This window comes from Mesorhizobium onobrychidis, assembly GCF_024707545.1.
Taxonomy (GTDB): domain Bacteria; phylum Pseudomonadota; class Alphaproteobacteria; order Rhizobiales; family Rhizobiaceae; genus Mesorhizobium; species Mesorhizobium onobrychidis.
The window spans coordinates 6,776,520-6,789,416 of sequence record NZ_CP062229.1 but is presented as its reverse complement, the minus strand read 5'-3'; the positions used below and the strand labels follow the sequence as shown (position 1 = coordinate 6,789,416).

At 61.8% G+C, this 12,897-nt stretch carries 11 protein-coding genes and 2 pseudogenes; 11 read left to right on the top strand and 2 right to left on the bottom strand.

Translation table 11 applies throughout. The features are described from left to right. Positions 1-25 precede the first annotated feature (25 nt). The gene (locus IHQ72_RS33525; RefSeq protein WP_258120058.1) at positions 26-1,387 is read right to left on the bottom strand and encodes a sensor histidine kinase; all 1,362 of its coding nucleotides are present in this window, start codon (positions 1,385-1,387) and stop codon (positions 26-28) included. A gap of 14 nt (positions 1,388-1,401) precedes the next feature. Beyond that, complete coding sequence (locus IHQ72_RS33520; protein ID WP_258120056.1) at positions 1,402-2,061, bottom strand: response regulator transcription factor; 660 nt, start codon at positions 2,059-2,061, stop codon at positions 1,402-1,404. A gap of 206 nt (positions 2,062-2,267) precedes the next feature. On the opposite strand from IHQ72_RS33520, the gene IHQ72_RS37285 reads away from it, so the two are divergent. The 11 genes and pseudogenes from IHQ72_RS37285 (at position 2,268) to IHQ72_RS33470 (ending at position 12,853) form a co-directional block, all read left to right on the top strand. Next, positions 2,268-2,690 (top strand): PepSY domain-containing protein, encoded by a 423-nt coding sequence (locus IHQ72_RS37285; RefSeq protein ID WP_374120423.1) that lies wholly within the window; start codon positions 2,268-2,270, stop codon positions 2,688-2,690. A gap of 676 nt (positions 2,691-3,366) precedes the next feature. Continuing rightward, positions 3,367-3,661, top strand: a pseudogene (locus IHQ72_RS33515) (SMC-Scp complex subunit ScpB); the annotation flags it as partial. Between the two features lie 164 nt (positions 3,662-3,825). Next, a complete protein-coding gene (locus IHQ72_RS33510; RefSeq protein ID WP_309508724.1) occupies positions 3,826-4,950 on the top strand; it encodes an RHE_PE00001 family protein in 1,125 nt (374 codons plus the stop codon). A gap of 162 nt (positions 4,951-5,112) precedes the next feature. Then, entirely contained in the window at positions 5,113-5,739 is a 627-nt protein-coding gene (locus IHQ72_RS33505; RefSeq protein ID WP_258120054.1) for an XRE family transcriptional regulator, read from the top strand. Positions 5,740-5,824: 85 nt separating this feature from the next. Further along, a complete protein-coding gene (locus tag IHQ72_RS33500; protein ID WP_374120422.1) occupies positions 5,825-6,349 on the top strand; it encodes an RES family NAD+ phosphorylase in 525 nt (174 codons plus the stop codon). Between the two features lie 340 nt (positions 6,350-6,689). After that, a complete protein-coding gene (locus tag IHQ72_RS33495) occupies positions 6,690-6,860 on the top strand; it encodes a toll/interleukin-1 receptor domain-containing protein (RefSeq protein ID WP_258120052.1) in 171 nt (56 codons plus the stop codon). Beyond that, entirely contained in the window at positions 6,860-7,642 is a 783-nt protein-coding gene (locus IHQ72_RS33490; RefSeq protein WP_258120050.1) for a hypothetical protein, read from the top strand. Before IHQ72_RS33495 ends, IHQ72_RS33490 begins: the two co-directional genes overlap by 1 nt. Next, a complete protein-coding gene (locus IHQ72_RS33485; RefSeq protein ID WP_258120049.1) occupies positions 7,584-8,267 on the top strand; it encodes a hypothetical protein in 684 nt (227 codons plus the stop codon). The genes IHQ72_RS33490 and IHQ72_RS33485 overlap by 59 nt, the downstream gene beginning before the upstream one ends. Before the next feature lie 2 nt (positions 8,268-8,269). After that, positions 8,270-8,863 (top strand): DUF6088 family protein, encoded by a 594-nt coding sequence (locus IHQ72_RS33480; RefSeq protein WP_258120045.1) that lies wholly within the window; start codon positions 8,270-8,272, stop codon positions 8,861-8,863. Beyond that, the gene (locus tag IHQ72_RS33475; protein WP_258120044.1) at positions 8,856-9,872 is read left to right on the top strand and encodes a nucleotidyl transferase AbiEii/AbiGii toxin family protein; all 1,017 of its coding nucleotides are present in this window, start codon (positions 8,856-8,858) and stop codon (positions 9,870-9,872) included. The genes IHQ72_RS33480 and IHQ72_RS33475 overlap by 8 nt, the downstream gene beginning before the upstream one ends. An 8-nt stretch (positions 9,873-9,880) precedes the next feature. Further along, positions 9,881-12,853, top strand: a pseudogene (locus tag IHQ72_RS33470) (TrlF family AAA-like ATPase). Positions 12,854-12,897 lie beyond the last annotated feature (44 nt).

Here is a 12,897-nt window from a genome sequence, read left to right as displayed (position 1 = left end):
CAGCGGTTTATGGATGCGCACTAGACTAGAAGCGTACAATCCTTCCTACGCCCAACTCAGTCGTTGCAACTCGAGGGATTCGAATAATCGCCTCAAAACCATCCTCGCGACCACGGGCAGGCGACGCAAGTTCAAGACTGCCACCTATCCGTTCGATCACCGTACTAGCGATGGATAGACCAAGGCCTGAGCCCACCGCTGAGGTCGCACCACGCCTAAATCGTCTTGTTATCGCTTTAAGTTCTGGGAGGGGCACCACCGGTCCCGCGTTTGCAATGGCAATGGTTCCATCAGTTCGGACGGAAACGGTTGTCGTAGCATCGCGCAGTCCATGCGTGAGCGCATTCTCGATTAGGTTACGAAGGAGGATAGCAAACAGTTCGACGTCTACTTTGCGCATCAAAGTGGGGCAGTCATCAACGTCAAGGATTATCGGTCCGGCAAATTGCGGCTTTTTCCCGAGGTCATCAATTACTAGCCGAACCATTTGAACAAGATCGATCGCATGGTCTGCGATGCCGATCCCCGATTCGGCCTGCGCGAGTTGACGCAGTTTTTCGACAAGGTGCCCAAGGTTCGACAGCGATCTCTCGATGCCGCGCGCACGCGTTTTCGCCTGGCCCTCGGGAATTTCGGCCAATAACCTCTGCATCTGAGCGAGCGAGGCTGCGATCGGTGTGCGAAGTTCATGTGCGCTGTTTTCGGCGAACTCGCGTTCGGCATTGAGGGCCGTCCGCAGACGTTCGAGTAGCCGATCGACGGAGGCTGCGATGGGGGCCAATTCTGCCGGGAGGCCGCTCGAGCCCATGGGTGAGAGATTGCCGCCGTCTCGGAGTTCGATCTCCCGTCGCAGAATTTCTACGGGCCGCAGCGACCGCCGGATCACGATCCACGAGAGGGCTATATTAATGGGCAGGAAGATGAGGATTGGAACGAAGACCTTAACTGTCGCGCTCTTGACTTTCTGATCGCGGAACGAGAACGGTTGGGCGACCTGAAGGAACACGTCGTCTAGGATTTTCGTTGTATAGATGCGGTCAGTAGCGGTATCCCGAAATCCTTCATCCAGTGGAGCAGAAGGGAATGGCTTCGGTGGGACTTCCATGGAATAGAAGAGCACCTCCCCGTCAGCCTTTAGAACTTGAATACGCATAGTCCAATAGTCTTCGAAACTGCGCGGATGAGGTATTCTAAGAAGGGCATCGGCCTCCGGATTCCTCTTCGCCAGAAGAGCGTACCCCGGCGCCGAGAACAAGGCGGTTATCTCCATCAATCTGTCGGCGTCTCGGTTGATGACTGTGCGCAGCCTGTGCGCAGCAATGGCGGCGACGGAAACCCAGCCCACGAGCGTTGCGGCGCCGAGCAACAGTATCAATCTGCGCGTCATGCTGCGCGGGTTCGTCACCTGACCACGAGCCTGTACCCCATGCCACGCACCGTCTCTATTAGATGCGCGCCGATCTTCTTGCGGAGCCGGCTGACATAAACTTCCACTGTGTTGCTCTCAATCTCCGAACCGAAGGAATAGAGCGTCTCCTCGATCTTGCCCTTCGAAACTACCGTTCCGGGCCGGCACAGAAGGCAGTTGAGAATCGCCCATTCTCGTGCAGTCAGGTGGACCTCCTGCCCATCGCGGTAGAGGCGCCGCTCGGCCGAGTGTATCACAAGCTTCCCGACCGAAAATATCGGCTCCGGGAACTGCCCATGACGACGCGCCACGGCACGAATGCGCGCGGAAAGTTCACCGAGATCGAACGGCTTGACCAAATAGTCGCAGGCACCTGCGTTGAGCGCCTCGATGCGGTCCGAGATCTGATCGCGAGCTGACACGATGATGACCGGTGTCGAAGGAAGCCGGTTGCTCATCTCCCGCACGTACTCGATGCCGTTACCGTCTGGCAGGTGAATGTCGAGCAGAGCAAGCTCGTAGGAGACCACACTTGCGTAACCCCGCGCTTCGGACAGGTCCTTGGCCCAGTCGACCGCGTGGCCGTCAGCCATCGTATGTTCGCGTACCGCACTGCCAAGGTCCTTGTCGTCTTCAATGAGCAGTATTCGCATCAGGTGTGCCGAGCTCCCATTCGCACGCAGGATTCTTATTGACAGAACCTGACGCTACCCTGAACCTCGTGGCGCAAATATCCGAGGGCTTCAGGCTGGTGTCAGCTGCGGGCGTCAGAAGGCGGTCATTGGAATAAACGATTAGAGGCAAGTTATGAAAGTCATCCTGATCTCTCCACTTTTTCTTAATGTGACCACCGCCGGCGCTGCACCGGCCGGCGGCCAAATCCGACGTTGGGATCGCCGAATGGCAACCGCGCCAAGCTGTACTGACCAAGCTTGAAGCGGAGCGAAGGCACCTCCGTTCGATTAAGACGGAAGACGGCTGGTCAGATGCCGCCGAGTCGAAGGGGCGCAAGGTCGAAACGCACTTCGACCGCGAAACTTCGCGCGTGTGGGTGGTGCCGGCGAAGAGAGCCAAGGATAAAGCGATGCGCCACCACCAGTGTCTGGAAGCCCTGGATTGTTCCACTGTAGCCTCGAGGCCAGCCTTGTGTCGTTATTCTTTGTCGACGAAGTATGATCGGCGTGAGCGGGCTGGCCATCCTGCCGAGGCCCTCATCATCGAAACGCTGCCAATTCATTCGCCCGCGATGCGAAGGATGCAGTCTCATATCCTGAGTGCATGATCTTCAAGCGTGAACGCGCTATCTCAGCCATTTGGGAGCATCGAAGGCAATTCCCTGCGTGGAAACGGTCTGTTAACCAGCGTCCTTGAGACTAGAACAAAACGTGATTCGACGAGTCGGTCAACAACTAGCAATTTGTTTGTTCGTACTTTGTTCCGTCTCGAGCCTGGAGCAAGGAAAGGTGTTGAAAACATGGTGGATGGGCAAATCAGCCGCGGCTAGCTCACTTTGGGTTCGTTGCGTCCGATCACCCTAGCCCTTGATGAAGTATGCGAACTCCGTACGTGCGCACCTTTGAAAAGGGCAAACGGCGAGCTCTATGGGGGATCGAGCGCACGCGTTGCGGCTTGCCAAACTGGTCATCAGAGCCCTCGACCAGAAACCGCTTGAGCCGATCGTCGCAGCGATGCTGGCGGATGGTCACAAGGCTGCGCTTTCGGCAATGGCCGTGTCGCGAGACGAGCCGAACCTGTTCGAACGAGTTCCTCGTCCTGTGCGAAGAGGCCGGGCCGTTGAGCCAGCGGACTGCGATCAGCTGGGCGATGCCTATGTCGAAGCAAGGCGTGCCCGTGCCGCTTGATGAGTGACGCCTATATTTACCCGGGCACCACAGTCCTCATCAATCATTTCAACATCAGGGATCAGGCCAAACTTCAAGAAGCGTCGGGAGACACTGAAGGCGTTCAGCCGCGACCCGATCGGGGCGCTCCGGTCGCAGGATTTTATCGCCTCCGGGCCGCGCAGCCCGCAATTTGGCACGCCTTACACCTACGTCACGACCAAGACTTTCCTGTTGCACTTTGGCCTCGACACAGCGGGACTTGCCCGATTTCGAGGCGCTTGAGGTTGCCGCGCTGCTCAGCAAGGAGAAGCTGCTGGCGGGCGATATTCCCGTCGGGCTGGTGAGTGGTGGAGGAGGTGAGGAGCGACACTCCAACGCCAGGACTGGAATAGCGCAGCAGATACATTGAAGTAATCGCTTGATATGAGCGGTTAAGAGTCGAATCAGCGAACTATTGATCGCTATCGATAAGAGGTCATTACCGATAGTGAAAAAGACTCCAGAGAAAATCAACTGAAAGTCAACTTAAATTCCGGATAGCTTGACTATCGCGAATCAGCCATCATGAAAACAATGGCTTACGACATCGGTCTTTTGTTCCTCGAAACCCTGATAGGATCGGTGGCCCGCTCCACCGAGGCTTTGGCGCGGCTCGACGAGCGGCTGGCCCGTTCGCCGGTGCGCGAAGGGTTTGTCGAGCGCCAGCATTTCGCCGATGCCGCCGCCGCGCTCTGGCTCGAAGGCGAACTCGTCCACCTCGAGGACCTCGTCCTGCACGACGCACACATGGACGTCCGCACCCCGACCCACGAGCTCACCCGCGCCCACGCCGTGCTCCGCGCCCGCCGGCGAATTTTTTCGCAAAAGCCGGACTGGGCGCTCGGCCGCGACGGGTTTTTGGCCCTGACCGGCCGGGGTGGCGCCATGCCGGCGGCGGGACAAAAAAAACGGGAAGGGGAGGAGGCTGGAGCCAGCTCCGTTGAAGCGGATGTTCGGGACGATGCTGAGGGCGATCTTCTGGCTGAGGAGTTTGCCGAGATCGATGCTGTCCTGGCACGCTCATCAAGGATCCTGAACGGAGCTAACGTGCCTGCTCGAAAAGAAGAAACGTCACTACGTGACCGGCCGGACCTGATCTACGATCTCGACTGGAATGAAGAAGAACGGCTGGCCGAATGGCAGGCCGTCCTCGCGGAAACGCGGGAGTTGCCGGCGGTGTTGCGCGCGGCGATCCTGCTCGAAGCCTGGTCCGACATTGAGGTGCTGCAGCATGGCATCTGGCTCGGACCGCTGCTGGCGGCCGCGCTCCTGCGGCAGGAGGGTGTTGCTGCCCACCATCTCGCCGGACTTCATATTGGCGCAAAAAACATTCCACGAGAGCGTCGGCGAGCACTCAATCGCAGTGACCGGTTGCTGGCCTCCCTCGATGCGATCCATGAGGCCGCACTCGTGGGGCTGAAAGAGCACGACCGGCTGCTGATGGCGAAAAGCCAGATGGAACGGCGGCTCAAACAACGGCGCACCAGCTCGAAACTGGCCGACCTGGTCGAATTCGTCCTCTCGCGGCCGATCGTCTCGACCGGCATGATTCAAGAGGTGCTAAAAGTCTCGAAGCAGGGCGCGCTCAATCTTATCGGCGAGCTCGGCCTGCGCGAGATGACGGGGAGGGGAAGGTTTCGGGCGTGGGGCATCGTGTAATCCGCAGCCGTTCGACCTAAGGATACGCTGACTTTACGAGATTATCGAACTTGACGAACTTGCATTTTGCCTCCACATTGATGGAAACAGGAGGTTGTCATCATGGCCGCTCCAAAGCGCAGTAATCACAGCATGACCCCGTCCCAAGCGGGAGTTACGACAATGGCGTTCACCACGAAGCTGCTTTCGCAGTCGGACTTCAAGAAGGTGCTGCTCGAACGCTATCAGGAAGCAATAGCACGCAGCTGCAAGATCGGCCATCGAGTCTCGTTCCGGGTGGAAGTCGACCCGGCGGCCGGCGCCCAGACAATTACCCCGGTCGAGGAACAGACTGTTGCTTCGGATGAAGCGTTTCCCGTCGAGGACATGGGCAAGCCTGACGCCGAGCTTGAGGCGGCTCTTACCGCGGCGCGTGAGCGTGGCCGCAAGCGTGTTGCCGAAATCGTCGCCGGCGAGGGCATGCTGAGTGCGGAAGCCTTTGCCAAGCTGCTCGGCACGTCGCGGGTGACGGTCAACGCCAAGCGGCAGAGTGGTCAGGTGCTCGGGGTCGATGGTGCCAAGCGCGGCTTCCGCTTTCCCGTCTGGCAACTCGACAAGAATGGCCGGCCGTTCGGTGCATTGCCGGCGCTTCACGCGACGTTGGGCAACAATGCCTGGGCTGTCTACCGGTTTTTGGTGTCACCTCATGGCGCGCTCGATGGGCGGACGGGGCTTCGTGCGCTTCAGCAAGGCGATGACGCTTCGGTGTTGGCCGCGGCGGAAGGCATAGCCAGGGGCGACTTCGACTGAATGCCTGGCGTTCCACCCCCCACCCGATTTCGGGCGCGCAAAGCTCGAAATCGAGACCATACCGCCGGGGCGGACATTCGGTCGGATCTACTGGAGCACCTATCCCGATCCGCTGCGGTGCGGAAAATCGCCGAGCCGCTTCAGCGATCCTCGGCATCGCGTTGCTGCCAACCGTTTTGGCGTTCTCTACCTCGGCGACTCCCTGAAGATGTGCTTCCTCGAAATGGTGCTCCGCGACCGCCGCGAAGGACTTGTCGACGATCTTCCGATAGAGGAGGTGGAGCTGACCCAACGGCGCTATGCGGAGATCGCGACCACAGCGGACCTTCGCCTTGTCGACCTCAGGGATGACAATGCCGTCAGAATGGGCGTGCCGACGGATGTCGTTCGGGCGCAGCGCCAGAACCTGGCTCGCCGATGGTCGGTGGCGTTTCACGAGCACCCGTCTCAGCCTGATGGAATCATTTACCCCTCGCGCCTCAACGACGCGACCAATCTCGCCATTTACGACCGGGCGACACTGAAGCTTCAGCCGAAGCGTATTGTGACGCTCCTCGGCGCGCCGGGATTGGGCCAGGTTCTGGAGGATTTCAAAGTCGGTTTGGTGTAGTGCCTTGGCCCGGTCGTGTGACACGACAAGGGGCTGTCGGATCGGGTGGCATTAAACGGCCGAAATGGGCCGTGGAACGAACCCGCTGTGCGGGAGGGCGCCTAGGTTGAGGTAGAGGGCACAGGCCGGCCGTCGTCGCGCCTGCATTGAGCGTCGTCCGGCAGCGGCAGAGCATTACGGGTGTCGCTTGGCAGTTAAACGGGTTCTTCCTCACTTTGTGTGGTTCATTCGCCGATAGCGACGGTGAGTGCGGCCAAGTGGCTGCGTGACCATCCTTCCGTCGAGGTCGTCAGCCGGGCCGCTGCGGTCTCTATGCGCAGGCCGTCCGTGAAGGCTCGACGTGGCGATGAACAGGGAGATCGCCAGCGGCGAGGTCGTGGTGCTGCCGCTGCTGTACGAGGAGTGCGAGCTGCCTGAATTCCTGAAGGGCAAGCTCTACGCCGACTTCTCGAAGGCCGAGGACTATGAGGCCGTCCTGGGCAAGCTGTTACGGCGGCTTCGGATAACCTGATGAGCGAGGCGGTGATCGGCCCGAGCGCCGCAATGCTCGATGCGATGGCCGACCTGTGGCGGCTCCGCCCGCCAGGGCCCGACAATATCCTCAAGCATCCGGCCTTCGTTCGTCTGCGTGAGATCTGCCGGGATGGCTACCCAGGCGCCGGCAAGACCGGACCGGCCTTCGCGCTCTCGACGGCGTTGAGGGCGTTGGGGATGCCGTGTCATCTGCAGGACGCAGCGGCGCATCTGGCGCTGCGTGTGGAGGAAGCGGCGGCGGGTCTCGATGCGGCGCTCCGCGCCACCCAATCGACGCGCGTGCATATGGCGCCGCTCGATCTGGCGGCAGACCTTCCGCCGCTTGCATTCGGTTCGGCGAAGGTCTGCCGGCTGACGTCCGACGAGTTGCGCGCCATGGTCGACGAGCCTCGGCTAAAGCGGCTCTATCCGCGGTTCCAGTTCGACGCCGCTCGGTTCGCTCAGTTTCACTGGCTGGTCGTTGAGGAGACGGTGGGGTTCAAGCACGGCCCGGAAGCGCGAGCGGTTCCGATGTTCTCGATGGACTTCAGCCAGGATCTGGGGCGGATCGAACCGCACAAGGGACGGTTTTCCGGGCACGTTCGAAGAAGCGCTGTTCTTCCTGTTGTTGGCGGACTGGGAGAGCTGGTCGACCATGCCGGAAGTGGATTGGCGAGGGTTTCGGGTGCCATGGGTCCATACCGTCGACAGCGATCTCTTCGTGCGGCTGAGTTCGCCGCCATCGCCCGACACGCTGAGCTGGGAGGACCACATCTATGATGACGGTTACGGCGGAACCTATGAGGAAGAACGCCCGGTCGAGTTACGTCAGAAGGACGATGCCCCAACCGAACTGACCGTCTGGGACCAGAGCCGCTGGGCGATCGTCGAGCAGGCAAAGCGATCCGTGCTGTTCGAGACTCCGATCGCACATTTCCTCGTCCGCGCATTCCTAGCCGAGGGCGTGGACGAATTTCTCGCCCATATCACGACGATCGAGGCGGCGCTCGGCCTGCGCGCCGATTATCAGAAGAGCTTCCGCATCGCGCCCGACCGTCACAGGAAGATGCGCGCCACGAACCGGATGCGAGGGCGGGTTGCCGGCCTGCTCGGTGGCCGTAGCCATGCCGACCAGTATGAGCAGCTCTTCGACATCAGGAGCGCCTTCCTGCATGGCCGCGCCATGACGGACATCTCGACGCAGGAGCAAGTGATGGCCCGTTCGCTGGCCCGTCAGGTCGTCGAGGCGCTGATCTTTGGCGACGCGGGCGGGGTCAGTTCCGTCGCGCGAGGACTTTCTGGATGGCCTGCTCGATGCGGGGGCTCCGCTGATCTAGCCGGATGGGAATGGCAGCCACCGATTGCAAACTGTCAGAAAACTGCATATATTTCTGACAGGAGATAAGCATGCAACGGTTGAGCGAACAGATTTTGGCGCATGCGGAGGGGTTGCCCGAGGGGAGGCCCGTGTCCGCCAAGAGCTTGCTCCACCTCGGCAATCGGGCTGCGGTGGACCAAGCTTTGTCGCGCCTGGCGGAGCGTGGCCAGCTGATCCGCGCTGGTCGCGGCGTCTATCTGCGTCCCGTGACGAGCCGGTTTGGCACGCGGTCGCCTTCGGTGGAGCAGGCGGTCGAGGCGCTCGCCAGCCAGCGGGGCGAAGTTATCGTGTCCAGCGGTGCAGCGGCCGCCAACACCCTTGGCCTCACGACGCAGGTTCCGGTCCGCTCGGTCTATTTGACCTCGGGCCGCACCCGGAAAATGAACCTCGGCAAGCAGGTGGTCGAGCTGCGGCACGCACCGCGCTGGCAGCTCGCTTTGGCCAATCGGCCGGCCGGCGAGGCAGTCCGGGCGCTGGCCTGGCTTGGTCCCGAAAAGGCTGAGGCCGCGCTGTTGGCTTTGAAGCGCAAACTTCCGCAGACCACCTTCAACGAGCTGGTGGCGGCGGCGCCGCAGCTTCCGACCTGGCTCGCGCGCAGTGTGGGAAAGGCGGCGCATGGCTGACGCATTCCTCGGCCTTACGGCCACGGATCGCCGCGAAGTTTTGGGCGTCGCGGCGGACCGGTCCGGTCGCCCGGCGCACCTGCTCGAAAAGGATGTCTGGGTCGTCTGGGCGCTTGCCGCCCTCTATGGCTCGCCCCTCGGCGAAAACCTGGTCTTCAAGGGCGGCACGTCGCTGTCGAAAGCCTACGGGGTTATCCGTCGATTTTCCGAGGACGTCGACCTCACCTATGACATCCGCGCGCTTGCCCCTGACCTGGTGGGCGACAACGGCGAGGCCTTGCCGAAGACCCGGAGCGAGGAAAAGCGCTGGTCGAGCGAGGTCCGCAAGCGCCTGCCCGAGTGGGTGGCGGGAACGGCGCAGCCGACCATCGCGAAAGCGCTGGCCAGCGAGGGATTGACGGCGGCGATCCGCGTCGAAGACGACAAGCTGTTCATCGATTACGAGGCGACGGCGACCGGTTCGGGATATGTCGCGCCGAGCGTGATGCTCGAGTTTGGGGCGCGCTCAACCGGTGAGCCGGCGAGTCCGCGCGATGTCGTCTGCGACGCGGCGGGCTTGGTGGACGCAGTGGAATTTCCCACCGCGCGGCCGCGCGTCATGCACGCCGAGCGGACGTTCTGGGAAAAGGCGACGGCGATCCATGTTTTCTGCCTGCAGGCACGACTGCGTGGCGACAGGTTCGCGCGTCATTGGCACGATGTCGCGAGGCTGGATGAGGCCGGCTTAGCGACCACTGCGTTTGCGGATAGAGAGCTCGCCCAGGCGGTCGCGCGCCACAAAGGCATGTTTTTCGCCGGGAAGGCGGCCGACCGCGAACCCATCGATTACGCGGTCGCGGTCAACGGCGGCCTGCGCCTTGTGCCCGATGGGGATGCGCTGAAGGCGCTGGAGGACGACTATCTTCGTATGGTCGAGGACGGGCTGCTGCTGGAGGAGGCCGAGCCCTTCGAGGCGCTTATGGCGCGATGCGCCGACATAGCCGCGCGGGCCAATCGCGTGGGCGCATAGGGGGGAAGATGCTGACTCGAGGATCGGAATGGCGACGGTGGGAGCCGCATATTCACGCACCGGGCACCGTCATGAACAACCAGTTCAGCGGTCCTACGGCGTGGCACGACTATCTCACCGCGTTGGAGCAGGCCACGCCCGTGATCGAGGCGATCGCGGTCACCGACTATTATGTGACCGACACCTATGAGGAGGTGCTGAGGCAAAAGGCGGCCGGGCGACTGCCGGCGGCCAAGCTGATCTTTCCCAATGTCGAGCTTAGGCTCGATGTCGCGACCGCCAAAGGCGGCTTCGTCAACCTCCACCTGTTCGTCGGTCCGGAGGATCCTCAGCATATCGAAGAGTTACGGCGTCTGCTGTCGCGCCTGCGTTTCAACGTCATGCAGGATCATTTCGATTGCACGCGCGCGGACCTTATCCGGCTTGGCAAGAAGGCCGATCCGGCTATCACCGACGACCGCGCGGCGCTGAGCTATGGGGCCAACCAGTTCAAGGTCAACTTCCAGCAACTGCGTGACCTTTTCACCGGCAACGGCTGGGCGAAGAAAAATATCCTGATCGCGGTGGCCGGCGGCGCCACAGACGGTACGTCGGGCGTGCGCGAGGCTGCCGACCAGACGATCCGGCGTGAAATCGAAGGGTTCCGCCGACGTCATTTTCGCCGGCAGCCCTGCGCAGCGGGAGTTTTGGCTCGGCCTGCGGGACCTCGGCCCCGAGGAGATTCGGGCCCGCTATGGCGGGCTGAAACCCTGCCTGCACGGGAGCGACGCCCACAAGCTCGACGATGTGGCGTCACCGTTCGGGGACCGCTTCTCGTGGATCAAAGGGGGGTTGGAGTTCGGCAGGCATGCATCGACCCCAGCGGCCGCGCGCATGTCGGCGCCGAGCCGCCCGGGTCGGCCACGCCGTCGCAGGTGATCTCGGAAGTAGTTCGCGTGCTCGACGCCCCCTGGATGACGACGCCCGTCATTCCGCTTAATCCGGGCTTGGTCGCCATCATCGGCGCGCGTGGTTCCGGCAAGACTGCACTCGCCGACATGATCGCTGCAGGTTGTGACTCTATCCCCGACGAGTCGTGGAACGCCGAGGAATGGGCCAATCCGTCCTTTCTCGTGCGCGCTCGACCGCTGGTCGCAGACGGGAAGGTGAAGGTGAATTGGGCGGCCGGTGAACCCAGCACGCGCGCACTCGACGGATCGGATGCGAACGGACCCTACAGCTATGAGCGCGTCCGATATCTGTCGCAGCAATTCGTCGAGGATCTGTGCTCTTCAAGCGGCCTGACGGACGGCCTGCTGAGGGAGATCGAGCGGGTGATCTTCGAGGCACACCCCGATGACGCACGGGACGGCACATTGGACTTTGAAGAGCTGCTGGAGCACCGCGCGTCCCGGCATCGTCTCGCTCGTGATCGTGAAGCCGAGGCCGTCTCGCAGATTTCGGAACGGATCGGCGCCGAGCTGGAGAAGGAAAAGCTGGCCGCGACCTATGAGGCGCAGGCCGCGCAGAAGAAGAAGCTGGTCGAGGCCTACACCGCAGACCGTGCGAAGCTCGTGTCGGCCGGCAGCGAAATGCGAGCCCAGCGCCATACCGACCTTGCCGGAGCCGCCAATCAGGTCCGGTCGAAGCTGCGGCAGTTTGCCGGCCAGCGACAGACCTTTCTTGCCCTGCAGGACGAGGTGAAGGACCTGCGTCGCAACCAGGCTCCCGAGACATTGCGGCAGGCGCAGACACGTCATACGCACAGTGGCCTGTCGGCTGAGCAGTGGGCGGCCTTCTTGCTGGACTACAAAGGCCCGGTCGACAGCGATCTCGCCGATTATGTGAAGTGGGTGGACAGCAAAATCGCTGCCCTGAAGGGGACGACGCCGGCGCTGGGCGATCCGAACACGCCGTATTTTCCAGACGACACCGATCTCTCCACGCTGTCACAGGCGGTCCTCGATGCGGAAATGGCGCGGCTGGAGAAGCTGGTCAGCGCGGACAAGGAAACCCAGCGGCGCTACACCGCGCTTTCGGGCAGCATCGCGACCGAGACCGCGACGCTGCAAACGCTGACCGAGAAGGCGATCGACGCGAAGGGCGCCAAGGATCGCGCGCGCGACCTGCAGACCCAGCGCGAGGAAGCCTATGGCAGGGCCTTCGACGCGCTCGTCGCGGAACAATCGGTACTGGAAGATCTCTACGCACCGCTTATGGCGCGGCTCGCCGCCTCGTCCGGTACGTTGAAGAAGCTGTCGTTCTCGGTCGCGCGCGTGGCCGATGTAGAGCAATGGGCGAACGAGGCCGAAGACGGCCTGATCGACCTCCGCAAAACTGGCGCGTTCCGGGGTAAGGGCACATTGCTGCAGAAGGTAAACGAGGTGCTCAAGGGCGCGTGGGCGACCGGCGATTCCGAAGCCGTCATCACCGCGATGGCGGAGTTCCGGCGGCTCTACCAGAAGGACCTGTTGGATCATTCTCCGGTCGCGCACACGGATCAGGCGGAGTTTCGCGCTTGGTCGAAGCGCTTCGCCCAATGGCTTTTCAGCACCGATCATATCACGATCCGCTATGGCATCGACTACGACGGCGTCGACATCCGCAAGCTATCGCCAGGCACCCGCGGCATTGTTCTTCTGCTTCTCTATCTGGCACTGGATGACAGCGACAACCGGCCGCTGGTGATCGACCAGCCCGAAGAGAACCTCGATCCAAAATCGGTCTTTGATGAGCTCGTTCACCTCTTCGTCGAGGCCAAGTCCCACCGTCAGGTGATCATGGTGACGCACAATGCGAACCTAGTGATCAACACCGATGCGGATCCGATCATTATTGCCGAGGCGGGACCGCACCCGCACGGCTCCCTGCCGCCGATCTCGTACCGGTCGGGCGGTCTGGAGAACGCAGAGATCAGGAAAGCAGTCTGCGATATTCTCGAAGGTGGAGAGGGTGCCTTCCAGGAACGTGCGCGCCGACTGCGCGTGCGGTTGGAACGATAATGGGTCAATGAGAAGAACAAATAGGCTGAGGCTATGGCCTGCGT